This window comes from Paraburkholderia podalyriae, from assembly GCF_014397785.1.
GTDB classification, from domain to species: Bacteria; Pseudomonadota; Gammaproteobacteria; order Burkholderiales; family Burkholderiaceae; genus Paraburkholderia; species Paraburkholderia podalyriae.
This window is the reverse complement of the sequence record NZ_VZQQ01000009.1, coordinates 185,214-210,084: the sequence shown is the minus strand read 5'-3', so window position 1 is coordinate 210,084 and position 24,871 is coordinate 185,214. Positions and strand designations below refer to the sequence as shown.

General features: G+C 65.0%; 21 protein-coding genes. 17 read left to right on the top strand and 4 right to left on the bottom strand.

What is annotated here, in order from left to right:
* Positions 1 to 55: 55 nt before the first annotated feature.
* The 4 genes from F6X42_RS13445 to F6X42_RS13430 all read left to right on the top strand — a co-directional run bounded on the left by F6X42_RS13445 (position 56) and on the right by F6X42_RS13430 (position 3,963).
* Positions 56 to 1,393, top strand: a complete 1,338-nt coding sequence (locus tag F6X42_RS13445; RefSeq protein ID WP_187634678.1) for a GH1 family beta-glucosidase — start codon at positions 56 to 58, stop codon at positions 1,391 to 1,393.
* A gap of 111 nt (positions 1,394 to 1,504) precedes the next feature.
* A complete protein-coding gene (locus F6X42_RS13440; RefSeq protein ID WP_187634677.1) occupies positions 1,505 to 2,635 on the top strand; it encodes an ABC transporter ATP-binding protein in 1,131 nt (376 codons plus the stop codon).
* Between the two features lie 708 nt (positions 2,636 to 3,343).
* A complete protein-coding gene (locus tag F6X42_RS13435) occupies positions 3,344 to 3,574 on the top strand; it encodes a type II toxin-antitoxin system Phd/YefM family antitoxin (RefSeq protein WP_187634676.1) in 231 nt (76 codons plus the stop codon).
* Positions 3,574 to 3,963, top strand: a complete 390-nt coding sequence (locus tag F6X42_RS13430; protein WP_187634675.1) for a type II toxin-antitoxin system VapC family toxin — start codon at positions 3,574 to 3,576, stop codon at positions 3,961 to 3,963. The genes F6X42_RS13435 and F6X42_RS13430 overlap by 1 nt, the downstream gene beginning before the upstream one ends.
* Here the strand turns inward: F6X42_RS13430 and F6X42_RS13425 are convergent.
* Complete coding sequence (locus F6X42_RS13425; RefSeq protein ID WP_187634674.1) at positions 3,942 to 4,991, bottom strand: LacI family DNA-binding transcriptional regulator; 1,050 nt, start codon at positions 4,989 to 4,991, stop codon at positions 3,942 to 3,944. The genes F6X42_RS13430 and F6X42_RS13425 overlap by 22 nt on opposite strands.
* A 273-nt stretch (positions 4,992 to 5,264) precedes the next feature.
* On the opposite strand from F6X42_RS13425, the gene F6X42_RS13420 reads away from it, so the two are divergent.
* The 12 genes from F6X42_RS13420 (at position 5,265) to F6X42_RS13365 (ending at position 21,257) form a co-directional block, all read left to right on the top strand.
* Positions 5,265 to 6,560 carry an extracellular solute-binding protein gene (locus tag F6X42_RS13420; protein WP_187634673.1) on the top strand — a complete coding sequence of 432 codons (1,296 nt, stop codon included), beginning with the start codon at positions 5,265 to 5,267 and terminating at the stop codon, positions 6,558 to 6,560.
* 61 nt (positions 6,561 to 6,621) lie between these two features.
* Positions 6,622 to 7,539, top strand: coding sequence for a carbohydrate ABC transporter permease (locus F6X42_RS13415; RefSeq protein ID WP_312892660.1), 918 nt, complete (start codon positions 6,622 to 6,624; stop codon positions 7,537 to 7,539).
* 3 nt (positions 7,540 to 7,542) lie between these two features.
* The gene (locus F6X42_RS13410) at positions 7,543 to 8,373 is read left to right on the top strand and encodes a carbohydrate ABC transporter permease (protein WP_187634672.1); all 831 of its coding nucleotides are present in this window, start codon (positions 7,543 to 7,545) and stop codon (positions 8,371 to 8,373) included.
* A 70-nt stretch (positions 8,374 to 8,443) separates the two neighbouring features.
* Positions 8,444 to 9,574 carry an ABC transporter ATP-binding protein gene (locus F6X42_RS13405; RefSeq protein WP_187634671.1) on the top strand — a complete coding sequence of 377 codons (1,131 nt, stop codon included), beginning with the start codon at positions 8,444 to 8,446 and terminating at the stop codon, positions 9,572 to 9,574.
* Positions 9,575 to 9,772: 198 nt separating this feature from the next.
* The gene (locus tag F6X42_RS13400; protein ID WP_187634670.1) at positions 9,773 to 12,178 is read left to right on the top strand and encodes a glycoside hydrolase family 3 N-terminal domain-containing protein; all 2,406 of its coding nucleotides are present in this window, start codon (positions 9,773 to 9,775) and stop codon (positions 12,176 to 12,178) included.
* 90 nt (positions 12,179 to 12,268) lie between these two features.
* Entirely contained in the window at positions 12,269 to 13,036 is a 768-nt protein-coding gene (xylB, locus tag F6X42_RS13395) for a D-xylose 1-dehydrogenase (RefSeq protein WP_187634669.1), read from the top strand.
* Positions 13,033 to 13,917 carry an SMP-30/gluconolactonase/LRE family protein gene (locus F6X42_RS13390; RefSeq protein ID WP_187634668.1) on the top strand — a complete coding sequence of 295 codons (885 nt, stop codon included), beginning with the start codon at positions 13,033 to 13,035 and terminating at the stop codon, positions 13,915 to 13,917. The genes xylB and F6X42_RS13390 overlap by 4 nt, the downstream gene beginning before the upstream one ends.
* A gap of 167 nt (positions 13,918 to 14,084) precedes the next feature.
* Positions 14,085 to 15,080: a LacI family DNA-binding transcriptional regulator gene (locus F6X42_RS13385; protein WP_187634733.1), complete on the top strand. Its 996-nt coding sequence runs from the start codon at positions 14,085 to 14,087 to the stop codon at positions 15,078 to 15,080.
* Between the two features lie 190 nt (positions 15,081 to 15,270).
* Positions 15,271 to 16,686 carry an MFS transporter gene (locus tag F6X42_RS13380; RefSeq protein WP_187634667.1) on the top strand — a complete coding sequence of 472 codons (1,416 nt, stop codon included), beginning with the start codon at positions 15,271 to 15,273 and terminating at the stop codon, positions 16,684 to 16,686.
* 32 nt (positions 16,687 to 16,718) lie between these two features.
* Positions 16,719 to 18,503 (top strand): IlvD/Edd family dehydratase, encoded by a 1,785-nt coding sequence (locus tag F6X42_RS13375; protein WP_187634666.1) that lies wholly within the window; start codon positions 16,719 to 16,721, stop codon positions 18,501 to 18,503.
* An 84-nt stretch (positions 18,504 to 18,587) separates the two neighbouring features.
* Complete coding sequence (locus F6X42_RS13370; RefSeq protein ID WP_187634665.1) at positions 18,588 to 19,775, top strand: fumarylacetoacetate hydrolase family protein; 1,188 nt, start codon at positions 18,588 to 18,590, stop codon at positions 19,773 to 19,775.
* Positions 19,776 to 19,814: 39 nt separating this feature from the next.
* Positions 19,815 to 21,257 (top strand): aldehyde dehydrogenase family protein, encoded by a 1,443-nt coding sequence (locus tag F6X42_RS13365; RefSeq protein ID WP_187634664.1) that lies wholly within the window; start codon positions 19,815 to 19,817, stop codon positions 21,255 to 21,257.
* Positions 21,258 to 21,406: 149 nt separating this feature from the next.
* On the opposite strand, the gene F6X42_RS13360 is transcribed toward F6X42_RS13365, so the two are convergent.
* The 3 genes from F6X42_RS13360 to F6X42_RS13350 form a co-directional block, all read right to left on the bottom strand.
* A complete protein-coding gene (locus F6X42_RS13360; protein WP_187634663.1) occupies positions 21,407 to 21,673 on the bottom strand; it encodes a DUF4148 domain-containing protein in 267 nt (88 codons plus the stop codon).
* A gap of 199 nt (positions 21,674 to 21,872) precedes the next feature.
* Positions 21,873 to 22,706 carry a DUF2182 domain-containing protein gene (locus F6X42_RS13355; RefSeq protein ID WP_187634662.1) on the bottom strand — a complete coding sequence of 278 codons (834 nt, stop codon included), beginning with the start codon at positions 22,704 to 22,706 and terminating at the stop codon, positions 21,873 to 21,875.
* On the bottom strand, positions 22,703 to 23,467 hold the full coding sequence (locus F6X42_RS13350; RefSeq protein ID WP_187634661.1) for a DUF899 domain-containing protein: 765 nt from the start codon (positions 23,465 to 23,467) through the stop codon (positions 22,703 to 22,705). The genes F6X42_RS13355 and F6X42_RS13350 overlap by 4 nt, the downstream gene beginning before the upstream one ends.
* A gap of 167 nt (positions 23,468 to 23,634) precedes the next feature.
* Between F6X42_RS13350 and F6X42_RS13345 the strand changes: the two genes are divergently transcribed.
* Positions 23,635 to 24,864 (top strand): helix-turn-helix domain-containing protein, encoded by a 1,230-nt coding sequence (locus tag F6X42_RS13345; RefSeq protein ID WP_187634660.1) that lies wholly within the window; start codon positions 23,635 to 23,637, stop codon positions 24,862 to 24,864.
* Positions 24,865 to 24,871 lie beyond the last annotated feature (7 nt).

Here is a 24,871-nt window from a genome sequence, read left to right as displayed (position 1 = left end):
CTTTCTTTCAATTTTCACGCCCTCGCAGGCATGACCATTCAGGACAACATCATCTATGTCGACGTATCGATTCAACGAAGACTTCGTCTGGGGCGTCGCCACCAGTTCCTACCAGATCGAAGGCGCAGCGCATGAGGACGGCCGCGGCCCGTCGATCTGGGACGCGTTCTGCAACGTGCCGGGCAAAGTCGTGAACGGCGAGAACGGCGATGTCGCATGCGATCACTATCACCTCGTCGAGGAAGACCTCGACCTGATGGCCGAACTCGGCGTCAAGGCTTATCGCTTTTCGATCGCCTGGCCGCGCGTGCAGCCGGCAGGTCGCGGCGCATTCAACGACAAGGGCCTCGCATTCTACGAGCGCCTCGTCGACGGTTTGCTCGAGCGCGACATCCAGCCGTTTGCGACGCTGTATCACTGGGATCTGCCGTTGTCGCTGCAGCATGTGCAAAACGGCTGGGAAAGCCGCGACACCGCTTATCGCTTCGCGGACTACGCACGCAAGATCGGCAGCGTGCTCGGCGATCGCGTCGCATCCATTGCGACGCACAACGAGCCGTGGTGCACCGCGTGGCTCGGCAACGCGACCGGCTATTTCGCGCCGGGCAACGCCGATCTGAAGAAGGCTGCGCACGTCGCGCACCATCTGCTGCTATCGCACGGTCTCGCGGTGCAGGCGTTGCGCGCCGATGGCGTGAAGGCGCCGCTCGGCATCGTGTTGAACCAGTCGCCGGCGCATGGCGCGACGGATTCGGCGGAAGATCTCGCGGCCGCGTCGCTCGAATACGCGAAGTTCGTGCGCTGGTACATGGACCCGCTGTTCAAGGGCGAATACCCGGCCGAAGCGCTGCAATGGTATGGCGCGAACGGTCCTCAAGACGTGATCCTGGAGGGCGACTTCAATGTGATCCGCACACCGTTGGATTTCCTCGGTATCAACTACTACACGCGGATCTTCGCGAGCGCATCGGGTGAGAAGCGTCCGCCCGGCGCACTCGGCTTCACCGACATGGATTGGGAAGTCTATCCGCAAGGCCTGACCGAATTGCTGACGCGCATCAACGCAGACTACAAGCTGTCGCCGATCTACATCACCGAGAACGGTTGCGCTGCGAAGGACGTGCTCGCTAACGGCCGCGTGCACGACGCCGAGCGTGTGCGCTTCTACGACTTGCATCTCGCCGCGTTGTCGGACGCGGTGCAACAGGGCGTCGACGTGGCCGGCTATTTCGCCTGGAGCCTGATGGACAACTTCGAATGGGCGTCGGGCTACGACAAGCGCTTCGGCATGGTCTACGTCGACTACGCGAGCCAGGAGCGCACGCTGAAGGACAGCGCGTTGTGGTATCGCGACGTGATCGCGCAACACGCCAGCGTCGCGGCCGCGCGCTGAGGCGCGCGCACGGCGTCGGGCGCACCGAACCTCGCGTGGCGCGACAGTAGTGGGGCAGTGGGATAGCGTCACGCGGGGTCTGCAAGTACAAGGATTGAGGAGGAGGTTGCAATGGGCGAACTCGTATTGCACAAAGTCACGAAGACGTACGGCGAAGGACCGCAGGTGGTCCAGGGCATCGATCTGCACATTCCGGACGGTCAGTTCACGGTGTTCGTGGGGCCGTCCGGCTGCGGCAAATCGACGATGCTGCGCATGATCGCCGGGCTCGAGTCGGTAACTGGCGGCGACGTTCTGATCGACGGCGTACGCGTCAACGATCTGCAACCCGTGGACCGTGGCATCTCGATGGTGTTTCAGAGCTACGCGCTGTATCCGCACATGACGGTCGCGGAAAACATGGGCTTTTCGCTGAAGCTGTCGGGCAAGTCGAAGCACGAAGTGCGCGAGGCGGTGGGCCGTGCCGCCGAGATCCTGCAAATCACGCATCTGCTCGAGCGCAGGCCGAAGGCGCTGTCGGGCGGCCAGCGCCAGCGTGTCGCGATCGGACGCGCGATCGTGCGCAAGCCGCGCGTGTTCCTGTTCGACGAACCGCTGTCGAATCTCGACGCAGCGCTGCGTGTGCAGATGCGTATCGAGCTTGCGAAGCTGCATCGCGAACTCGGCACGACGATGATCTACGTCACGCACGACCAGGTCGAGGCGATGACGCTCGGCCAGCAGATCGTCGTGTTCAACAAAGGCTGCATCGAGCAGACCGGCGCGCCACTCGATCTGTATGAGCGGCCGGCGAACCGCTTCGTCGGCGGCTTCATCGGCTCGCCGCAGATGAACATGCTGGCCGCGACGCTGGAGTCGCAAAGCGATGCACAAACCGTCGTGACGCTCGCCGGCGCAAACCAGCGCATTGTGCTGCCCGGTCGACTGGCGCAGCCGGTCAGCGGCGAGCTGACGCTCGGCGTGCGCGCCGAGCATCTGGGCATCGGCTCGCTCGACGAAGGACTCGCCGCGCGTGTCGAACTGGTCGAGCATCTCGGCGACGTGTCGATTCTGCATGCGCGACTCGATGGGATGGCGCACGCGATCGCGCTGAAGCTCGACAAGAAGAACGCGCAGCACGCGGTCGGCGCGCGCGTCGGGATCAAGGTGGCGTCGTCGGCGGTCACGCTGTTCGATGCGAACGGCGCCGCGGTGGCCCTCGAGCGACCGGAAGTCGGCGAGGACGTCCACGCGGTGGTTTGATAGAGCGATGCCGACGAGCGAGCAACGGTACACCGATGACGGACGGCGCGATGGAGAAAAATGGAGCGAAGTACGGTGGCGAGGCCGTGGCGAGTGGTCTGTCCGGGAACCGGTATAGCGGGGCGCCTGGTGAATCTGCTGCTGCCGCGGACCGCGGGCGACCGGCTGTCGAACGAGAGCCACAGCAGCACCGCGGGCCGAAGAAGCCGCGCGAATCGCTGCATGCATGGATCGTGCATTTCGATGCGGATCGTTCATCGGGGCCGCCTGCATCGAACCGCGATGAGTGACGCAATGAGTGCTGGCGTTAGCCAGTTCGCACCAATCTTTCGTATGGCTGTCGATGCCTTGCGCGACGCTTTCGCCCTTGCCAGGCTTGGTTTAGAGGGCCGCTTCGGGCGGTTCCGGTAGTGGTTCGGAGCTTAGGTAAACTCCGCATGGCGGCGGCGAATACGCGCCATTAACATCCGCTAACGTTAAGGGTAACGCTCCCCGATGTTTGTATCTTTCAAAGACTCGAAGCGCGGGGCAGACAGTCGCCGCGAGTAGGACTGGAGCCCGAGGCAGCTCCTGGCAATTGGTTGAGAAGCAATGACTGAGAGCAAGGTTGATAAAGAATATCGGGCCACGCAGCGCGGGCGTTCGCAAGCGGGCGCACCGGCCCGATACAAAAAATAACCGTTGGAATTTTGCTGGGTGGAGAGCGTCATGGAAAAGCGAGTATCTAAAGCCATTTTCAAGTCCCGGGCCTGCGAGCTGTTCCGTCAGGTCGAGGCATTGGGCGAGACCGTGGTCGTCACCGACCGCGGACAACCCACCATCGAAATCAGGCCGTATCGCAGCAAGCAGGAGAATCCGCTTGAGCTGCTGCGCGCGTCGATCACGCATTTCAACCTGAAACACGCGTTGCAACCGGTCACAGCCGGGCAGGACGACTGATGATCACGCTCGATACGCTTGCGCTCGTGTGCTGGCTCGGCAGGCAGAAAGCGCTGAGCCAGGCCGCGCACGATGCGATCGATCAGGAACTCACCGGCGGCGAGATCCTGATCTCGGCGATCAGCGCGTTCGAAATCGCGGAGTTCGTGAAGGTCGGCAGTCTCGGCCTGTCGATGGACGCGCGCAGCTGGATGTCGACGTTTCTGTCGCTCGATGGCGTGCGGATGATTCCGGTCGACACCGAAATCGCGTTTCGCGCGGCGACGCTGCCGCCCACGCTCAGCTTGCATCAACGCCTGATCGTCGCGACCGCGCGCACGCATGGCGGCGCGCTCGTGACTTCCGATGCGAAGGTGCGCGCGTCGACTTACGTCGAAACGATCTGGTGACGGCCGCGGCGCTGCCTGGTGCGGACTGGGCCAGTGGAATCGCGCACCACCAGTTCCGCCGGCAGCGTGATGCGCTGCGAAGCGGCGTCGATCCCGGCGATCTGCGCGAGCAGCGTGTTGACCGCCGAGCGCGCCATTTGCTGGAACGGCTGGCGGATCGTAGTGAGCGCCGGGTGAAACTGCTCGGACATCGGGATGTCGTCGAAGCCGATCACCGAGATGTCGTCCGGCACGCGCAGGCCCGCTTCGCGGATAGCGGCGATCACGCCGAACGCGCTCTGGTCGTTGGCCGTGAAGATGGCGGAGGGCGGGTCGGCGAGATTCAGCAGGTCGAAGGTGACGTCGAACGCCATCATTTGCGACAGGTCGCCGGCGGCGACCAGCGCGTCTTCGCGCGGCAGGCCGAGGCGAGCCAGCGTGTCGCGGTAGCCGCGTTGCCGGTCGCGCACGCCTTCGATCGTTTCGTCGCCGGCCAGAAACGCGATGCGCTTGTGGCCGAGTTCCGCGAGGTGCTCGACCGCGAGACAGGCGCCGCCGTAGTTGTCGACCGACACCGACGGGAAGCCCGTCAGCGTGCCGCGCTGATCGACGACGACGACCGGCACCTTCGCGGTGGCGAGCGCTTCGAGGCACAGCGACTCGCGCGGCAGAATGGCGAGGATACCGTCGGAGAATTGCTGGATGAGCCCAAGCAGGTCGTGATGCGTATGACGGTCTTCGTCGAACACCGTGTAGACCAGCATCTCGCAGCCCGCGCCACGCGCCGCGCGGCCCGCGCCCAGAATCAGCTCGCTGGAGAATTGCGTGTCGAGTGTCGGCGTGATGATGCCGATGATGCCGTTGCGGCCACCCGACAGTTTTTGTGCGGTGCGGTTGACGACGTAACCGATGTCCGACGCGATTCTCAGTACTTCGTCGCGGGTTTCGCGCGACACGCCGGGACGGCCGTTGAGGGCGCGCGACGCGGTCATCTGAGATACCCCGGCAAGCTTGGCGACGTGCTCAAGCGTGGGGGTTTGCCTTGCCATGCGGGTCGATGGTATGCGAGAGCTCATTTGAATGGTGGACTCGCTAGTCACGTTAGCGATACCGTTTATGTAGTCGCTATTCTAGCAGAACCCTTTATATTTCCGCTTTGCCATAATCAGTCAGTTCTATGCGGCAGTTGCGTCGCAGCTGGCGGGGACCAGGTAAAATCCCCCATAGCCTTGCTTCATGCACCGTCCTAACATTCACTAACGTTAAGGATAACGTTAACAATTTCGGCGGTTTCTTAAAAATCCAGAAGAGGGGACACACACATGGCGTTTCCGGCTTTGCTTAAAGCGCGGTCCATCATCGGCGCCACCGCGCTGCTATTTTCGATGTCTGCGGTTGTCTCGAACGCCGTAGCGGCGGAATCCAGGACGATCACGGTATGGGACCAGCAGACCAATACGTCGTCGAGCAAGATCATTCGCGACGCGTCGGATCGCTTCGAAAAGGCGGTCCCGGGCTACAAGGTCGAGAATTCGCACGTGCTGAACGAGGCATACAAGACGAAGCTGAAGGTCGCTTTCGGCGCGAATCAGCCGCCGTGCGTGTTCGAAAACTGGGGCGGCGGCGGCCTGCACGAGTACGTGAAATCCGGCCAGATCGCCGACCTCACGCCGTACCTGGACAAGGACCCGGCGTATCGCGGCCGCTTCATGCAAGCGTCGTGGAATGTCACGACCTTCGACGGCAAGACCTACGGTGTTGCTGCCGAAAACGCAGCGGCCGCGGTGATCTTCTACAACAAGGAAGTCTTCAACAAGTACGGCATCGCGCCGCCGAAGACGTGGGATGAACTGATGCACGTCGTCGAGGTGCTGAAGTCGCACGGCGTTGCAGCGTTCTCGCTCGCGAACAAGAACAAGTGGACCGGTTCGATGTACTACATGTACCTCGTCGACCGTATCGGTGGTCCGCAAGTCGTGAAGGACGCGATCGAGGGCAAGGGCAAGGGCTTCGAAGATCCGGCGTTCGTCGAAGCCGGCAAGCGCATTCAGGAACTCGTGAAGGCTGGCGCGTTCGCACCGGGCATCAACGGCCTTGATTACGACTCGGGCGCTTCGCGCCGTCTGCTGTACACGGGCAAGGCTGCAATGGAGCTGATGGGTGCCTGGGAAGCTTCGACGATCGCGAACGAAAACCCCACGTTTTCGAAAGATCTCGATTTCTTCTCGTTCCCGAGCGTGCCGGGTGGCAAGGGCGATCCGCGCGATCTGATCGGCACGGTTGGCGATGGCTTCCTGAGCATCTCGACCGAGTGCAAGACGCCGGAAGCAGCGTTCAAGCTGATCCAGGCTCTGACCGATGACCAGGCGATGCAGGATCGCGCGTCGAATGACCACAAGCTGCCGCCGGTCAATAACGTCAAGATCGACGATCCGTTCACGCAGCGTCTGCAGAAACTGCTTGCTGCGGCTCCGAGCGTGCAGCTCTGGTATGACCAGGCACTGCCGCCGGCCCTCGGTGAAATGCACAAGGACACGACGCAGCAACTGTTCGGTCTGTCGCTGACGCCTGAGGCTGCTGCGCAGCAAATGGAAGCCGCTTCGAAGAAGGGCGGTTAATCTCCCAGTCCCAAAGAAAAGTCGAACCGGCACCGCGAGGTGCCGGTCGGCATACAAGCCCGTGAATATCGCACTTTCCGCTACACCCGAACGCCGGCTGAGATTCTCATCGCAAACCCTCGTCACGGCTGTGTTTCTTGCGCCGTCGCTGCTGCTGCTGGCTGTGTTCCTGCTTTATCCGCTCGTCTCCAGTCTGCGGCTGTCGCTGCTCGACTGGAATGGCCTCGGCAACACGGCCCGTTATGTCGGGCTGGCGAACTGGGGGCGGCTCGCGCACGACGCGGTGTTCTGGCAATCGCTGAAGAACAATGTGATTCTTGCCGTCGCGTCGATCATCATCCAGCTTCCGATCGCGCTCGCGCTCGCCGTGCTGCTGGAAAAAGCCGGCCGTGGCTCGCGCGTACTCAAGGTTCTGTATTTCCTGCCGCTGCTGATGTCGAGCGTGGCGATCGGCGTGCTGTTCAAGCAGATCTACGATCCGAATTTCGGTCCGCTCAATGTCGCGCTGCAGGCATTCGGGCTTGATGGCATCGCGAAGGACTGGCTCGGCGACCCGCATTTTTCGCTGGGCGCGACCATCGCCGTGATCATCTGGCAGAACGCACCTTTCTACATGATCCTGTTCCTCGCCGGCCTGTCGTCGATGCCGGCCGAGGTCAACGAGGCGGCGCTCCTCGACGGCGCTTCCGAGTGGACCATTTTCTGGCGCATCAAGCTGCCGCACCTGCAAGGCACGGTGCGCACGGCTGTGCTGCTGTCCGTGCTCGGATCGCTGCGTTACTTCGATCTCGTGTTCGTGATGACCGGTGGCGGGCCCGAAGGCTCGTCCGAGGTGATGGCCACTTACATGTATCGCACGGTGTTCAGTTCGTTCCAGCTTGGGTACGGCAGCACCATCGGCTCGGCGATGTTCCTTATCGTCATCACGGTGGCGGCGGTATCGATGTACTTCACCCGCCGTTATGCAACCGAGGTCTGAACCATGAACAAGAAACTTCGCTTCCCCCCCGTGGGGATTCCTCTGCTGGCACTGATCTGGCTGGCTGTGACGACGATCCCGTTTATCTTCATGGTCGCTTCGAGCTTCAAGAGCCAGGAAGAGACCTTCGCGACCTCCGTGTGGGCGCCGCCGAGCCACCTGTATGGGGGCAACTACGCGGCTGTGCTGAAAGGGCCGTTCTTCACATATCTCCGTAACAGCGTGTTCACGGTGGGAGTGTCGGTGCTGCTGATCGTCATCATCAGTGCGATGGCGGCCTACGCGTTTGCGCGCTTGTGCTTCACGCTGAACAAGACGCTCTTCGGACTCGTGGTCGCCGGCATGATCGTGCCGCTGCATGCGACGCTCGTGCCGATCTATCTGCTCACGCGCAACCTCGGTCTTTACGATACCGCGTTCGCGCTGCTCGGCCCTTACGTGGCCCTCAGTCTGCCGGTGTCGATCTTCATCCTGACCGAGTTCATGCGCCAGATTCCACGCGAGCTCGAAGAAGCGGCGCAGCTCGACGGCTGCAGTCCGTTCCGCATCTTCTGGCGTATCTTTTTCCCGCTTTCGGCACCGGGGCTCGCCACGGTGGCGATCTTCAACGGCATTGGTCTGTGGAACGAGTTCATCTTCGCGTACATGCTCACGTCGACGGCCGAACACCGTACGCTGCCGCTCGCGATCTGGGACTTCATGGGGCAATACGCGTCGAACATACCGTCGATGCTGGCTGTCCTCGTGCTGACGTCGTTGCCGCTGATCGTTGGCTATGCGTTCGGTCAGGAGCGCGTGATCAAGGGGATGATGGCTGGCTCGCTCAAGGGCTGATCCGCGTCGCAAACCACCTCGAATCGTGCCGGCCAGAGTGGCTCGCACACCGAACTTCGCACAAAACGATATGGCAAGCATTTCCCTTACTAACGTACAGAAGTCCTATACGAGCGGCAACGCGGTGATCCGCGATGCCAACCTCGAAGTCGGCAACGACGAATTCTGCGTGTTCCTCGGGCCGTCGGGCTGCGGCAAGTCCACGCTGCTGCGCATGATCGCCGGTCTCGAGTCGATCACCGACGGCGAACTGCGCATCGACGGTCAGCTGATGAACAACGTCGAACCCGCGAAGCGCCAGGTCGCGATGGTGTTCCAGAACTACGCGCTCTATCCGCATATGAGCGTCTACGAGAACATGGCATTCGGTCTGCGTCAGGCGAAAATCGATAAGGCCATCATCGACAAGAAGGTGCGCAGTGCCGCTGCCGCACTGCAACTCGACGCCTATCTCGAACGCCGCCCCGCAGCGCTGTCCGGCGGCCAGCGCCAGCGCGTGGCGATCGGGCGCGCGATCGTGCGCGAGCCGGGCGTGTTCCTGTTCGACGAGCCGCTGTCGAATCTCGACGCCGCGCTGCGCGTGCAGACGCGTACCGAAATCGCTCGTTTGCATCGCGAGTTCAACCGCGCGAGCGCGGTATACGTTACGCATGACCAGATCGAAGCGATGGCGCTCGCCGATAAGATCGTGCTGCTGCACGCCGGCGCCGACATGGAGAGACACGGCAGCGTCGCGCAGATCGGCGCGCCGCTCGATCTGTATCACCGACCGAAGAGCCGCTTCGTCGCGGGCTTCATCGGTTCGCCGAAGATGAACTTCATGCCGGCCACGGTCCTCGCGGTCGACGACAAGGGCATCCAGGTCGAGCTGACGACGGGCGAGCGCGTGCGCGCCGAGGTCGACGGCCGCAGGCAGCGCGTCGGCTCGCAGGTCACGCTCGGCATCCGCCCGGAGCACCTTGCGCTGCCGTCGACGCAGCCCGGCGTCCAGACGATCCGCTGCGCGGTGCGTCTGGTCGAACGGATGGGCGAGCACAGCTACGTGCATCTGGACGGTGGCATCCGCGACGGCAACACGATGATCGCCAAACTGCCCGGTGACGGTGGCGTGACGCACGACGAACGCATCGAGCTGGCGTTTGCACCGCACGCGTGCCACGTGTTCGACGACAAGGATTTCGCGCTGCCGCGTCTGCACTGATTCGCTCGCGATCGCGGCGAGTTTCGAGGCGCGATCGCATTGGATCGATCAGCAGGACTGCGAACGTCTGAAAGGTGGCTGAAAACACACGGGATGGCATCCGGGCTGAAGCAACGCGTTGCCGCACGCCTGTCAGAAACAACGGATTTGTCGGCGCTTCTTGCGCTTCGTACACCAGGATAAAAAAAGGAGTTTTCGATGTTGGTTCGGCAAAGTGAGGTCCCGCTCTACCGCAATCCAGCCGCAGCCGTCGAAGAGCGCGTGGCCGACCTGCTCGCGCGCATGACACTCGACGAAAAGATTGCGCAGCTTCACGCCGCTTGGCTGAAGCTGTCGGCCGATGGCGCGCATAAGGCGCGTAGCATCGATTTCGCGCAGAGCGCCAACCAGATCACGGTCGACGAGATCCTGCAGCATGGCCTCGGTCAGATCACGCGTCCGCTCGGCACGCACACGGTCGATCCGAAGGAAGGCGTGCGCGCGCTCAACGAGTTGCAGCGCAAGATGGTCGAAGACACGCGGCTCGGCATTCCGGTGATGTCGCACGAGGAGTGCCTCGTGGGGCTGATGATCAAGGACGCGACGCTGTTCCCGTCGCCGTTGAACTATGCGGCGACGTGGAATCCGCGACTAGTCGGCGAAGTGGGCACGATCATCGGCGCGCAGGCGCGCTCGATCGGCTGTCACCAGGGGCTTGCGCCGGTGCTCGACGTATCGCGCGACCCGCGCTGGGGCCGCACCGAAGAGACGCTCGGCGAAGACCCGTATCTGGTCGGCGTGCTCGCTTGTCATTACGTGAAGGGCCTGCAAGGCGAACAGCGCGATCTGCTCGCGACGCTCAAGCATTTCGTCGGTCATTCGGCGAGCGAAGGCGGCCGCAATCATGCGCCGGTGCATGTCGGCCCGCGCGAACTGAACGACGTGTTCATGCTGCCGTTCGAGATGGCCGTGAAGCTTGCGAACGCGGGCTCGGTGATGCCTGCCTATCACGACGTCGACGGCGTGCCCTGTCATGGAGACCGCGCGCTGCTGCATGACACGCTGCGTGAGAAGTGGGGCTTCGACGGCCTCGTCGTCGCCGATTACGCTGGCGTGGACCTGCTGTTCAGCCACCACGCGGTGGCGCGCGACAGCGCGTCGGCTGCGGCCCTCGCGTTCAACTCCGGCCTCGACGTCGAGTTGCCCGGCCACGAGTGCGCGGTGCATCTGAAGGAAGCGCTGGAGCGCAACGAGATCAACGAAGCGACGATCGACAACGCGGTCTCGCGCGTGCTGCGAGTGAAATTCCAGCTCGGCCTGTTCGAGAATCCGTACGTCGATCCCGAGCGCGTCGACGTGAAGAGCGCGGCCGCGGGCGATACCGCGTATCAGGTCGCGCTCGAATCGGCGGTGCTGTTGCGCAATGAAGGCGACGTGCTGCCGCTCGACGCGAACGGCGCCGAAAAGATCGCCGTGATCGGCCCGACTGCCGACGACCCGCTCGCGCTGCTCGCCGGCTACAGCTTCCCCGTGCATCTGATCAACAGCGGCGAGCAGTCGACCGCGTCGATCGGGACGCCGCTGCGCTCGCTGCGCGCGTTGCTCGGCGAGAAGCGCGTGATTCACGCGCAGGGCTGCGACATCATCAAGGAACGCCGCGCGGGTGCGCCGGTGTTCCCGGGCGACGTGTCGCTTGATCTGACCGGCGACGCGCATTGCGACGAACTGATCAGCAAGGACACCAACGGCATCGCGGCCGCGGTCGATGCCGCGCGGCAAGCGGGCGTGGCGCTCGTCTTCGTCGGCGATCTGGCGGGCCTGTTCCAGTCCGGCACCGTCGGCGAAGGCTCCGATACCGACAGCCTCGATCTGCCGGGCGTGCAGCAGGCCTTGCTCGAAGCGGTGGTCGACAGCGGCACGCCGACGGTCGTCGTGATGACGGGCGGCCGTCCGTACAATCTCGGCGGTCTCGAAGACCGCATCGCCGCGCAGATCATGGCGTTCGCGCCGGGTGAGCGCGGCGCGCAAGCGCTGGCCGACCTGCTGGTGGGCCGCGCCAATTTCAGCGGCCGTCTGCCGCTGTCGGTGCCGAAGAGTGCGGGCGCCGTGCCGTACGTGTATAACCATCGTCTGAAGAGCGCGGGAACGCCGGTTGCATACCATTTCGGTTGCCGCTATCCGTTCGGTTTCGGCCTCGGCTATACGCAGTTCCGTTACGGCGATCTCGCGCTCGTGCACCGCGAGGTGCCGATCGAAGACGGCACGGTCGAGCTGAGCTTCACGGTCGAGAACACCGGCGCGCGCGACGGCACGGAGATCGTGCAGATCTACGTGCGCGACCGGCACGCGTCGGTCGCGCGGCCGGTGCGCGAGCTGAAGGCGTTCGCGCGCGTGCCGCTCGCGGCCGGTGCATCGGCGCGTGTGCACGTGAAGCTGCCGGTCGACATGCTGAACTTCACCGATGGGCGCGGAGAGCGTATCGTCGAGCCCGGTGATTTCGATCTGCTGGTCGGCAGTTCGAGCCGCGACATTCATCTGGGCGGCACCGTGACGGTCGCGGGCTCCGCGACGAGAACGCTCGAGCGCGACTGGCGCATGCTGAGCGAAGTCGCGGTTGTGGCCTAAGCGCGTGGCCTAAGCGCGTGGCGTAAGCGGCGGGGCAGGGCGGCGCGTGCCGCCCTGCGTGTGTCCTACTCGTAATAAGTGGAATATCTGATGTCGTACGCAATCTATCCGAGCCTGTCGGACAAAACGATCGTCGTGACCGGCGGCGGCGGTGGGATCGGTGCCGCAATGGTCGAAGCCTTCGCGCAGCAAGGCGCGCGCGTGTTCTTTCTCGACGTCGCCGAGCACGATTCGCTCGCGCTGCAGGAAACGCTTCGCCACGCGAAGCACCCGCCGCTGTTCCGCCGCTGCGACCTGAAAAGTGTCGACGCGATCGACAGCACGTTCGCCGCGATCGTCGATGCGGCGGGCCCGATCGACGTGCTCGTGAACAACGCCGGCAACGACGACCGGCACGAAATCGGCGAATTGACCGCGAGCTACTGGGACGACCGTATCGCGGTGAATCTGCGCCACCAGTTCTTCTGCGCGCAGGCCGCCGCAAGCGGCATGCGTCGCGCGGGCCGCGGCGTGATCCTGAACCTGGGCTCGGTGTCGTGGCATGTCGCGCTGCCGAACCTCGCGATCTATATGACCGCGAAAGCCGGCATCGAAGGGCTCACGCGCGGTCTCGCGCGCGATCTCGGCGGCGCGGGCATTCGCGTGAACTGCATCATCCCCGGCGCGGTGAAGACGCCGCGGCAGATGCAGCTGTGGCAATCGGCGGAGAGCGAAGCGAAGGTCGTCGCGAGTCAGTGTCTGCAACTGCGCATCGAGCCCGAGCACGTCGCGCGCATGGCGCTGTTTCTCGCGTCCGACGACGCGTCGCGCTGCTCCGGCCGCGATTACTTCGTCGACGCAGGGTGGTACGGAGAATGAGCATGCCGGTCCCTGTGTGCGTATGGGCGCTCGGCGCTGAACTGGCCGAAGGGCCGCTGTGGCAGGCCGCCGAAAACGCCGTGTATTTCGTCGATATCAAGGGGCGGCGGATTCATCGGCTGTCCGTCGCGACAGGCGAGCAGCGGACGTGGCAGGCGCCCGACCAGCCCGGTTTTCTGGCGCCGCTCGCGGACCGCACGTTCGTGTGCGGGCTGCCATCCGGCTTGCATCGGTTCGATCCGGCGAGCGGGGAGTTCAGCAAGCTCATCGACGTCGAACCGCAGCTGCCGGGCAACCGCCTCAACGACGGTTTCGTCGATGCACAGGGACGCCTGTGGTTCGGCTCGATGGATGATGGGGAAGAGGCGCCGAGCGGCACGCTGTATCGCGTGAACGAGCAAGGCGCGGCGATCGGGCAGGACGACGACTACGTGATCACGAACGGCCCGGCGATGAGCCCGGACGGCCGCACCCTGTATCACAACGACACGATGCGGCGGGTGGTCTACGCGTTCGACGTCGCCGCGGACGGCACGCTGTCGGGCAAGCGCATCTTCGCCGCGATCTCGGGCGACGGCCACCCTGACGGCATGGCGGTCGATGCCGACGGCTTCGTGTGGATCGCGCTGTTCGGCGGCTGGCGGATCGAGCGTTACTCGCCGGCGGGCGAGCTGGTCGATCAGGTGCCGTTGCCGTGCGCGAACGTGACGAAGCTCGCGTTCGGCGGCGACGATCTGCAAACCGTCTATGTGTCGACCGCATGGAAGGGACTGACGGCGGTCGAGCGGCAGCATCAGCCGCAGGCGGGCGGGCTGTTCTCGTTTCGCGCGCCGGTGGCGGGGCAGGCTCAGGCTCGCTGCACGGTGGGTTTCGAGCGCTAAACGACAAAACCCAGCGACAAAACCCAGCGACAAGACCGGCCGCAAACGCAACCCTGACGTTGCCTGGTCGCTCCGAAAGGAGCCGCCCGCTATCATGTGCGTTCCGCGACTTTCGCGCATTTGCCCCGATTCCTATCATGACGTCCAGGCCGCCAGTCCCGCCCCGCATGTCCGATGTCGCCGAACGCGCGGGCGTCTCGAAGATGACCGTGTCGCGCGTGCTCGCGGGCCGCAACGTGTCGCAGGCAACCCGCGAACGCGTGCAGAAGATCATCGACGAACTCGGCTACGTCGCCGATGCAGCGGCGGGCGCGCTGTCGTCGGGACGCTCGGAGTTCGTCGCGGTGCTGGTGCCGTCGCTGTCCAGCTCGAACTTTTCCGACACCGTGCGCGGCCTGAACGCCGCACTGGGCCCGCACGGTCTGCAACTGCTGCTCGGCGACACGGACTACCGTCTGGAACAGGAAGAACTGCTGGTGCGCTCGATGCTGCGTCACCAGCCGCGCTGCGTCGCGTTGACGGGCGGCCGGCACACCGAAGCGACACGCATGCTGTTGCAGCGCGCCGGCATTCCGGTCGTCGAGATGTGGGATCTACCCAGCGATCCGATCGATACGGTCGTCGGCTTTTCGAACTCGGCGGCGGCGCGCGCGATGGTCCGGCATCTGCACGAGCGCGGTTATCGGCGGATGGGTTTTATCGCTGGCGCGAGCGAGCGCGACCGGCGCGGGCACGACCGGATGCGCGGCTACGTCGCCGAAATCAGGGCGCTGGGCCTTGGCGAGCCGCGCGTGATCCGGCTCGGCGATTCGCCGATCACGATGAGCCACGGCGCGCCGGCGATCGGCGCATTGCTCGACACGTGGCCCGATACCGAGGCCGTGATGTGCGTGAGCGACATGTCGGCGTTCGGCGCGATCATGGAGTGTCACCGGCGCGGGCTGTCGGTGCCGGGCGACATCGCGGTCGCCGGGTTCGGCAACTTCGAGGTGTCGTGGTGCTGTCAGCCGAGCATCACGACGGTGTCGGTCGACGCTTACGGCATCGGCGTGCGTGCCGGCGAAATGCTGCTCGCGGCACTCGCCGACCGCGAAGCAGGTGATGCGCATCGCCGGAAAGCGGTGAAGATCGATTTCACGGTGATTGCGCGCGACAGCGCGTAGATGGCGCACTAGCACTCCCCTTAATCAAGCAGATCAGGGATATCCCTTGGTTGTCCGGTTGGTAAGCCGAGCGTAACATCCACAGCTGGAAATGTTACCGGTAACTTAACCGGCGGTGCCTGTCGGCTCAAATCGCACGAGCCGCGAGACAACGGCATTTCCGACCCAAAATACGCTGATGGAGATACGAATGACCGCTGTACCGTCCGCCATCGCCGCGCCCGCCGCGCGCGTCGACGAGTTCGAGGAAAGGACCTATCGCAAGGTCGTGCGCCGGCTGCTGCCGGTGTTGTTGCTGTGCTACGTGGTCGCGTATCTGGATCGCGTGAACGTCGGCTTCGCGAAGCTGCAGATGCTCGACGATCTCGGCCTGTCCGACACGATGTACGCGATCGGCGCGAGCGTGTTCTTCTGGGGCTACTTCATCTTCGAAGTGCCAAGCAACGTGTTCCTGCATCGCTACGGCGCGCGCTTCTGGATCGCGCGGATCATGTTCACCTGGGGGCTCGTGTCGATGGCGCTCGCGTTCGTCGCACCGCTCGCGCAGCTCGCGCACGTCGAAACCGCGACGATGTTCTACATGCTGCGCTTCCTGCTCGGGATCTGCGAGGCGGGCTTTTTCCCCGGCGTGATTCTGTACCTGAACTTCTGGTTTCCCGCGCAGCGCCAAAGCCGCGTGATGTCCGGTTTCCTGATCGCGATGCCGGTCAGCCTGATGCTCGGCGGCATCGTGTCGGGCTGGCTGATGGAGCATACGGCCGGCCTGTTCGGCTATCAGGGCTGGCAGTGGATGCTGCTGATCGAAGGCGTGCCGTCGCTGCTGACCGCGTTCGTCGTGTACTTCTCGCTCGACGACGGCATCGACCGCGCCCGCTGGCTCACGCCGCAAGAGAAGAGCCTGCTGGCGGCGAATCTGCAGCGCGAAAGCGCACACAAGACCGCACGCTTCGGCTCGGCGGTGCGCGATCCGCGCGTCTGGCTGCTGGTCGCGATTTTGCTCACGTTCAATACCGGTTTCTACGGGCTCGCGTTCTGGCTGCCGTCGATCATCAAAGCGACCGGCGTGCAGGACCCGCTGCATATCGGCCTGCTGACCGCGATCCCGTACGGCGTGGCCATCATTGCGACGCTCGCGAACGCCGCGCATTCGAAGAAAACCGGCGAGCGGCGCCTGCATGCGGCGATTCCGGCTCTGATCGGCGGAATCGGCCTGATCATGAGCGCGGCTTTGGCGCATCATGTGGTGTGGGCGATCACATTTCTGACGATCGCCACCGCCGGCATCCTTGCGTTGATGCCGATTTACTGGACGTTCCCGGGGCAGTTGCTGTCGGGCGCCGCCGCGGCGGCCGGCATCGCGATGATCAACGCGATCGGCAATCTGTCCGGCTTTACCGGTTCGATGATTACCGCGGTGGCCAAAAACCTGACCGGCGACATCAACAACGGCACTTACGCGCTCGGTGCGTGTCTGCTGGTCAGCTGCGTGCTGATCCTGCTCGTGCCGCGCACGATGCTGGCTCGCGCCGCGTCGAATCAGGACGGCGGACCCGGCCGTGACACGGCGCCCGCACAGAAACCGGCTGAATGCGCGGAGCACGCATAAGCAACCCAAACCATGAAAGAGAGATAAGCATCATGTCAGCATCCACCCCGCGCCGGCTGCGCAGCCAGGAATGGTTCGACGATCCCTCGCACGCGGATATGACGGCGCTGTATGTCGAGCGTTTCATGAACTACGGTCTGACGCGCGAAGAGCTGCAGTCGGGCCGGCCGATCATCGGCATCGCGCAGACGGGCAGCGATCTCGCGCCGTGCAATCGCCATCACATCGAACTCGCGGCGCGCACGAAGGCCGGCATCCGCGACGCGGGCGGCATTCCGATGGAGTTTCCGGTGCATCCGCTCGCCGAGCAGAGCCGCCGGCCGACCGCCGCGCTCGACCGCAACCTCGCGTATCTGGGCCTCGTCGAAATCCTGCACGGCTTCCCGCTCGACGGCGTCGTGCTGACCACCGGCTGCGACAAGACGACGCCCGCGTGCCTGATGGCGGCGGCCACCGTCGATATGCCGGCGATCGTGCTGTCCGGCGGCCCGATGCTCGACGGCTGGCACGACGGCAAGCGCGTCGGGTCGGGCACCGTGATCTGGCATGCACGCAATCTGCTGGCGACCGGCGAGATCGACTATGAAGGCTTCATGGAGCTGACCACCGCGTCGTCGCTGTCGATCGGTCACTGCAACACGATGGGCACCGCGCTGTCGATGAATAGTCTCGCCGAAGCGCTCGGCATGTCGCTGCCCGGTTGCGCGAGCATTCCGGCCGCTTACCGCGAGCGCGGCCAGATGGCCTACGCAACCGGCAAGCGCATCGTCGATCTGGTGCGCGAGGACGTGCGGCCGTCGAAGATCATGACGAAAGAAGCGTTCGAAAACGCGATCGTCGTCGCGTCGGCGCTCGGCGCGTCGACCAACTGCCCGCCGCATCTGATCGCGATAGCGCGGCACATGGGCGTCGAGCTGAGTCTCGAGGACTGGCAGCGCGTCGGCGAGCCGGTGCCGCTGATCGTCAACTGCATGCCCGCCGGCGAATATCTCGGCGAGAGTTTCCATCGCGCGGGCGGCGTGCCAGCGGTGATGCGCGAGCTCGCGAAAGGCGGCCTCGTGCATGAGCATTGCCTGACCGTGTCGGGCCGCACGATGGGCGAGATCGCAGCCGCCGCGCCCGCGCCGGATCGCGAGGTCATCAAGACGACCGACGATCCGCTGAAGCACGGCGCCGGCTTCATGGTGCTGTCGGGCAACTTCTTCGACAGCGCGATCATGAAGATGTCGGTGGTCGGGGAAGCGTTCCGCCAGACCTATCTGAGCGAGCCCGGCGCGGAAAACAGCTTCGAAGCGCGCGCCATCGTGTTCGACGGTCCCGAGGACTATCACGCGCGCATCAACGACCCGTCGCTCGAAATCGACGAGCATTGCATCCTCGTGATTCGCGGCACGGGCACGGTCGGCTATCCCGGCAGCGCCGAGGTCGTCAACATGGCGCCGCCGGCGGCGCTCGTGCGTCAGGGCATCACGTCGCTGCCGACGCTCGGCGACGGCCGTCAGAGCGGCACGTCCGCGAGCCCGTCGATTCTGAACATGTCGCCGGAAGCGGCGGTGGGCGGCGGCCTTGCGCTGCTGCGCACGAACGATCGCATCCGTGTCGATCTGAATTCGCGCAGCGTCAACGTGCTGGTCGACGAAGCCGAACTCGCGCGACGCCGCGAAACCGTGAGGTTCGAAATTCCGCCCGCGCAAACGCCGTGGCAGGAGCTGTACCGCAAGACGGTCGGCCAGCTTTCGACCGGCGGCTGTCTGGAACCGGCGACGCTTTATCTGAAGGTGATTGCCGAGCGCGGCAATCCACGGCATTCGCATTGACATGCAGGTGACAAGGCCGGGCCTCGCACGCAACGCGACGCCCGGCCTTGCCCGTTTCTCAACTTATTCGAAAGAGCCCATCCCATGTCCGCAACTTCCCCCTCCAGCTTTCTTCCCGGCGATCTGACCGATGCGCTGCTCGTCGGCCGCGTGTGGCGCAAGACCGAGCAGCACGAAGGACCGTGCGTGGTCGTCGTGCGCGGCGGCGAGGTGTTCGACATCACCGCGACCGTGCCGACCACCGCCGACCTGTTCGAGCGCGATGATGCCGCGCAGCTCGCGCGCAGCGCGCCGGGGGTATCGCTCGGAGCGGTCGCGCAGCTGATCGAGGCGAACCTGCCCGGCGCGAGCGTGCCCGCCGTGCGCCTGCTCGCGCCGTGCGACGTGCAGGCGATCAAGGCCTGCGGCGTCACGTTCGCGGTAAGCCTGATCGAGCGCGTGATCGAGGAGCAGGCCGGCGGCGATCCGGCGAAGGCGAAGGAAGTGCGCGCGACGATCGCGTCGACGATCGGCACCGACCTGTCGAAGATCAAGCCGGGCTCGGAAGCGGCGATGAAGCTGAAGGCCGAGCTCGAGCGTCGCGATGCGTGGTCGCAATACATGGAAGTCGGCATCGGTCCGGACGCCGAAGTGTTTTCCAAGTCGCAGCCGATGTCGGCGGTCGGCTTCGGCGCGGACGTCGGCCTGCTGGCCGCGTCGGTGTGGAACAACCCGGAGCCGGAAATCGTGCTCGCGGTGAATAGCCGCGGCGGCATCGTCGGCGCGACGCTCGGCAACGACGTGAACCTGCGTGACATCGAAGGCCGCTCGGCACTGCTGCTCGGCAAGTGCAAGGACAACAACGGCTCGTGCGCGATCGGCCCGTTCGTGCGTCTGTTCGACGACACGTTCTCGCTCGACTCGGTGCGCGCGGCGAGCGTTTCGCTGCGCGTCGAAGGCGCCGACGACCACTTCGTGCTCGACGGCGTGAGCCACATGAGCGAGATCAGTCGCGACCCGGCCGACCTCGTCGCGCAGACCTGCGGCCGTCACCACCAGTACCCGGACGGCTTCATGCTGTTCCTCGGCACGATGTTCTCGCCGATCAAGGACCGCGACGCGCCAGGCGGCGGCTTCACCCACCACCTCGGCGATCGCGTGACGATCTCGACGCCGCGGCTCGGCGCGCTGACCAACACGGTGCGTCTGTCCACCGAAATCGAACCGTGGACGTTCGGCGTGCGCGCGCTGTATCGCAACCTCGCGGCACGTGGCCTGCTGATTGCTGGATAACAGGATTGTCGCTGCAATTTTCGAAAGGAGAATCAGGACATGAGTCAGTTTGCAAACTACATCGACGGACAATGGGTCGACGGCGCGAGCGTGTCGCGCAATGTCAATCCGTCGAATCTCGACGACGTGATCGGCGAATTCGCGCAAGCCGACGCCGCGCAGACGCACCGCGCGATCAGCGCCGCGCGCAAGGCCTTCGCGCAGTGGTCGCTGTCCACGCCGCAGCAGCGCTTCGACTTACTCGACCAGGCGGGCAGCGCGATCCTCGCGCGCAAGGCGGAGCTCGGCAAGCTGCTCGCGCGTGAAGAGGGCAAGACGCTGCCCGAGGGGATCGGCGAAGTGGGCCGCGCCGGGCAGATCTTCAAGTTCTTTGCGGGCGAAGCACTGCGCCTCGGCGGAGAAACGATGCCGTCGGTGCGGCCGGGCATGACGGTCGAAATGACGCGCGAGCCGATCGGCGTGGTCGGTCTGATTACGCCGTGGAATTTTCCGATCGCGATTCCGGCGTGGAAAATCGCGCCGGCGCTCGCGTATGGCAACACGGTCGTCATCAAGCCGGCCGATCTGGTGCCGGGCTGCACGTGGGAGCTGGTCAAGATCATCGCTGATGCGGGCGCGCCGGCGGGCGTGATCAATCTCGTGATGGGGCGCGGTTCGGTGGTCGGCGAGGCGCTCGTTTCGTCGCCGGATGTCGATGCGATCAGCTTTACCGGCTCCGTTTCGACGGGTCGCGCGATCGGCGCGAAATGCTTCGAGTCGGGCAAGAAATTCCAGCTGGAAATGGGCGGCAAGAACCCGATGGTCGTGCTCGACGACGCCGATCTCGACGTCGCCATCGAAGCCTGCATCAACGGCGCGTTCTACTCCACGGGCCAGCGTTGCACGGCATCGAGCCGGCTGATCGTGACCGCGGGGATCTATGACCGTTTTATCGACGGCATGAAGGCGCGCATGCGGGCGCTGAAGGTCGGCGATGCGCTCGTGGACGGGACGCACATTGGCCCGGTCGTCGATGACAAGCAGTTGGCACAGGACGAACGCTATCTGGCGATCGCGCGCGCGGAGGGCGGCACGGTGTTCGGCGGCGAGCGAGTCGAAGGCTCGACGCGCGGCTACTTCCTTGCGCCGGCGCTGGTCACGGAGACGACGTCGGCGATGCGCGTCAACCGCGAGGAGGTGTTCGGGCCGGTGGCGTCGGTCATCAAGGTCAAGGACTACCAGGAAGCGCTCGCGGTTGCCAACGATACCGAGTTCGGGCTGTCGGCCGGCATCTGCACGACGTCGCTGAAATACGCGACTCATTTCCGCCGCCATGTGCAGGCCGGCATGGTGATGGTCAACACCGCGACCGCGGGTGTCGATTATCACGTGCCGTTCGGCGGCAGGAAGGGGTCGAGCTACGGTCCGCGCGAGCAGGGCGCCTATGCCCGCGAGTTCTATACGTTGGTGAAGACCGCGTATATCAACCCGGGCGCCGTTTGACGCGCAGCAGCGACGCTCCCCAAACGAAACTGGCCCGCCATCGCATTCAATCGCGATGGCGGGCCAGCAGGGGAAGCCGCGGGAGCACTAAGGCAGAGCGCTCCGGCAGGTACAGCTACATCTACAGCAACTTTCCAACCGCGGACGCCTTACTGCGCTGCGTGACCTTGCTGCGACGAACCGCTGTTCACGCCGCCGACGGCGCTGTTTTGCGCCGCGACGCGAGCTTCGGCAGCCTGAATGTTCGACGGGTATTCGTTCGGGTTCGAACGTGCCGGGTTGTAGCCGGCCTTTTCGATCTGAGCCAGTTCTTCACGGACTTGCGCACGGGTCAGCGGCTGGTTCGATTGAGCGAAAACAGCAACCGGAGCAGCGAGCGTAGCGGCGATAACGACAGCTTGAACGAGCGATTTCATTTTTACTACCTCCAGGTTTTGTCTTGTTAGGCTGTGGAACTCATGGGTTTGCAGCAGTGATGACAGTCTAGGGGGAGCGGAAACTAGGGTAAATACCTAATTCCTGAACTCACTGTTTCCGAAACAAAAACAATATTGAGACAGCAGGGCCGCCGAGCATCTATTTGCGCAGCGATCGGCGGCAGCTACCGCGCATGCGTCAGCCGGCTGGAATGGCTCGGATCAGCAGCAAGCCCGCGCCGCCGACGGCCATGGCGCCGATCGCACGCGCGACGCGCGCGCCGGTCGGCGCAACGCGCTCGGCCGTGATGGCAGCCGTCACGGCGGCCATCAAGCGCAAATCCGTCATGCCGGCGACCAGCAGAATCGCCGTGAGACCCCCGCAGCAACCGGCGCAATCGATGCCGACCCGCAGACCATATCGCCACGCGCTGGCCGCATCGGCGGTGAGGCTTGGCGTGGCGCGGCAGCAGGCGAGGCGGCGGGCTTTCCATGTGCTGAACTGCAACGCGCCCGCGAGCAGGATGATCACGCTGACCGCTAGCGGTACCAAACGCGCGAGCGCTGGCCACCGCAACACGAGCGCCGCGAGCGATGCGCCCAGCGCAAACACGGCGACGCCGAGCGCCGTCCATACGACGGCGTACGCGCCGCTCACGAGCATCGTCAGCAGGGCCAGCCGGCCGGGGTTGGCTCGCGAGACCACGGCGTCGCGATAGCGCAGCAGCGTCGGCACGAATGACGGCAGCATCATCGCCGCCATCATCACGAGCCACATGCCGATGAACGATGCCGCGGTGCGCGCCCACGTGCGCCCGCAGGTCGGCATCCATAGCGTCGACATCGACCAGCCGCCGGGCATCGGCAACGCGCCCATCGCCGACATCGACGCGCTGTGCGCCAGTGTCGCCGCGACGCTCGCGGTGAACATCAGTGCGCAGACGCCGATGAACACGCGCTGCGATGAGCGCGCCGCGCGCCGCGAGGCAAGGCGCTGCCCGCTCGCGCAGACAGCGCGCACGGGCGGGCTCATGACTGCTCGTACTCGTCGTGACGGCGCCACCAGATACCCGTCTCGTTGCGTCCCTTCGGCGCGCGATCGAGCCACTGGTACATGCCCCAAAGCGCATCGACACCGCGCGCGTAAGTCGAATACGTGTGATAGACGACACCGTCTTCGAGTACGAACGCGCTCATGCCGGGCCGGTCGCGCGAATAGGTGGCCGCGTCGGTGCCGCAGGTCGCCGCGAACTGCGCGACAGGTTCGGGCGCGGGCGTCACGTCCATCGCGAGACTGTTGCGCGCGTAGTTGTATTCGATATCGCCGGCCCGTTGCTGCGCCTCGGTGAACGCGACGTTGAAGTCGAAATTGAAATCGCCGCCGGCCGACGACGCCCACGGAAACGTCCATCCCATGCGCTGCTTGTACGCCTGCAGCTTGTCGAGCGGCGCGCGCGACACCGCCGTCAGCATCACGTCGTGATGCGCGAGATGCACGGCAAAGCCGGCGAAGCCGTCCGCGATCGACGAGCACGATGGGCAGCCCGCCTTATAGTCGGGGCCGAACATGAAGTGGTAGACGAGCAGCTGCGAACGTCCTTTGAACAGATCGGCGAGCGACGCGCTGCCTTCGTCGGTATCGAAGCGGTAGGCCTTGTCGATCTTCACCCACGGCAGCGCCTGGCGTTGCCGCGCGAGCTCGTCGCCGTGTCGCGTGTGGGCTTTTTCCGCGTCGAGCAGCGCGCGTCGCGCGGCGAGCCACTGTTCGCGTGTTCCGATCGGATGCGTAGTCATCGTGGGTTCCTCCGTGGGTCGTGCCGCGCCGTGCGAGCCCTTGCCCGACGGCATCGGTGACGGTTGTTGGTCGTGTTAGATTAGGGCCGGGCATCGATCGGGTGGGAGTGACAAGTGTGGCGGGATTCGCTTGATGCATTGACGCGCTACGCGCGGAGTCGCACGCCGTGGACGCGCTGATTTCGGCGGCGGCGCGCGCGCTCGCGGCCGGCGATCCGCTTGGCGCGCTCGGCCGCGTCGCGTTGCGCGACGACGCGCCGGCACTCGCGCTGCGCGGCATCGCGATGGCGCAGCTCGGCGATTTCGTGCGCGCCAAGGCGTTGGTGCGCGGCGCCGCGCGCGGGTTCGGCGCGCAGCATGCGGTGGCGCGCGCGAGATGCGTGGTCGCCGAAGCGGAGATCGCGCTCGCGTCGCGCGATCTCGCATGGCCCGCCAGAACACTCGACGCCGCGACCGCCACGCTCGACGCGCACGGCGATCGCGTCAATGCGGCGCATGCGCGTTATCTGTCGGCGCGGCGTCTGCTGCTGATCGGCCGTCTCGACGAAGCGGAGCGCAAGCTTGACGCGCTCGATCCTCGGCCGTTTCCGCCCGCGTTGCGTGCCGCGCATGAGCTGGTCGTCGCCGGTGTCGCGCTGCGGCGTTTGCGCAGCGGCGCTGCCCGTGCCGCGCTGACGCGGGCCGGACGCGCGGCTCGCGAGGCTGGTATTCCGGCGTTGATCGCGGAAATCGAAAGCGCTTCGGCGGCGCTGAGCAAACCGGCGGCGCGCATGATCGCGCATGGCTCAGAAGAACCGATCCTGCTCGATGAAGTCGAGAAACTCCTGAGCTCGAATCGCGCAGGCGGCGCGCTGATCGTCGACGCTTGCCGCTACGCGATCCGCGATGCGAACGCGGCGGTTGCGCTCGCGAGCCGACCGGTGCTGTTCGCGCTCGCCCGCATGCTCAGCGAGGCATGGCCCGACGACGTGCCGCGCGACGTGCTGGTCGCACGCGCGTTCCGCGCCAAACGCGCCGACGAATCGCATCGCGCGCGACTGCGCGTCGAGATCGGCCGGCTGCGCGCGGCGCTCGGCACGCTCGCGAGCGTCAACGCGACGACGCGTGGCTTCGCGCTGGCACCGAGTCATGCGCGCGAGGTCGTCGTGCTGGCGCCGCCCGTTGAAGGCGAGCATGCGGCGCTGCTCGCGTTTCTGTCCGATGGCGAATCGTGGTCGAGTTCCGCGCTCGCCCTGGTGCTCGGCGCGAGTCAGCGCACCGTCCAGCGCGCGCTCGATTCGCTCGCCGCGGCCGGCAAGGTGCAGCCGGTGGGCGACGGCCGCGCGCGCCGCTGGATGACGCCGCCGATCGCCGGATTCGCGACGGCTTTGTTACTCCCTTCTCCGTTCCCTTCGTAATCAGGAT

What these genes read in the sequence shown, in the direction of transcription:
- F6X42_RS13410 (WP_187634672.1), top strand. Translation starts at nt 7,543, where the DNA reads ATGAACAAGAAACTTCGCTTCCCCCCCGTGGGGATTCCTCTGCTGGCA.
- F6X42_RS13360 (WP_187634663.1), bottom strand. Translation starts at nt 21,673, where the DNA reads ATGAAATCGCTCGTTCAAGCTGTCGTTATCGCCGCTACGCTCGCTGCT.
- F6X42_RS13355 (WP_187634662.1), bottom strand. Translation starts at nt 22,706, where the DNA reads ATGAGCCCGCCCGTGCGCGCTGTCTGCGCGAGCGGGCAGCGCCTTGCC.
- F6X42_RS13370 (WP_187634665.1), top strand. Translation starts at nt 18,588, where the DNA reads ATGTCCGCAACTTCCCCCTCCAGCTTTCTTCCCGGCGATCTGACCGAT.
- F6X42_RS13390 (WP_187634668.1), top strand. Translation starts at nt 13,033, where the DNA reads ATGAGCATGCCGGTCCCTGTGTGCGTATGGGCGCTCGGCGCTGAACTG.
- F6X42_RS13405 (WP_187634671.1), top strand. Translation starts at nt 8,444, where the DNA reads ATGGCAAGCATTTCCCTTACTAACGTACAGAAGTCCTATACGAGCGGC.
- F6X42_RS13435 (WP_187634676.1), top strand. Translation starts at nt 3,344, where the DNA reads ATGGAAAAGCGAGTATCTAAAGCCATTTTCAAGTCCCGGGCCTGCGAG.
- F6X42_RS13375 (WP_187634666.1), top strand. Translation starts at nt 16,719, where the DNA reads ATGTCAGCATCCACCCCGCGCCGGCTGCGCAGCCAGGAATGGTTCGAC.
- F6X42_RS13430 (WP_187634675.1), top strand. Translation starts at nt 3,574, where the DNA reads ATGATCACGCTCGATACGCTTGCGCTCGTGTGCTGGCTCGGCAGGCAG.
- F6X42_RS13365 (WP_187634664.1), top strand. Translation starts at nt 19,815, where the DNA reads ATGAGTCAGTTTGCAAACTACATCGACGGACAATGGGTCGACGGCGCG.
- F6X42_RS13420 (WP_187634673.1), top strand. Translation starts at nt 5,265, where the DNA reads ATGGCGTTTCCGGCTTTGCTTAAAGCGCGGTCCATCATCGGCGCCACC.
- xylB (WP_187634669.1), top strand. Translation starts at nt 12,269, where the DNA reads ATGTCGTACGCAATCTATCCGAGCCTGTCGGACAAAACGATCGTCGTG.
- F6X42_RS13380 (WP_187634667.1), top strand. Translation starts at nt 15,271, where the DNA reads ATGACCGCTGTACCGTCCGCCATCGCCGCGCCCGCCGCGCGCGTCGAC.
- F6X42_RS13440 (WP_187634677.1), top strand. Translation starts at nt 1,505, where the DNA reads ATGGGCGAACTCGTATTGCACAAAGTCACGAAGACGTACGGCGAAGGA.
- F6X42_RS13385 (WP_187634733.1), top strand. Translation starts at nt 14,085, where the DNA reads ATGTCCGATGTCGCCGAACGCGCGGGCGTCTCGAAGATGACCGTGTCG.
- F6X42_RS13350 (WP_187634661.1), bottom strand. Translation starts at nt 23,467, where the DNA reads ATGACTACGCATCCGATCGGAACACGCGAACAGTGGCTCGCCGCGCGA.
- F6X42_RS13445 (WP_187634678.1), top strand. Translation starts at nt 56, where the DNA reads ATGTCGACGTATCGATTCAACGAAGACTTCGTCTGGGGCGTCGCCACC.
- F6X42_RS13400 (WP_187634670.1), top strand. Translation starts at nt 9,773, where the DNA reads ATGTTGGTTCGGCAAAGTGAGGTCCCGCTCTACCGCAATCCAGCCGCA.
- F6X42_RS13425 (WP_187634674.1), bottom strand. Translation starts at nt 4,991, where the DNA reads ATGGCAAGGCAAACCCCCACGCTTGAGCACGTCGCCAAGCTTGCCGGG.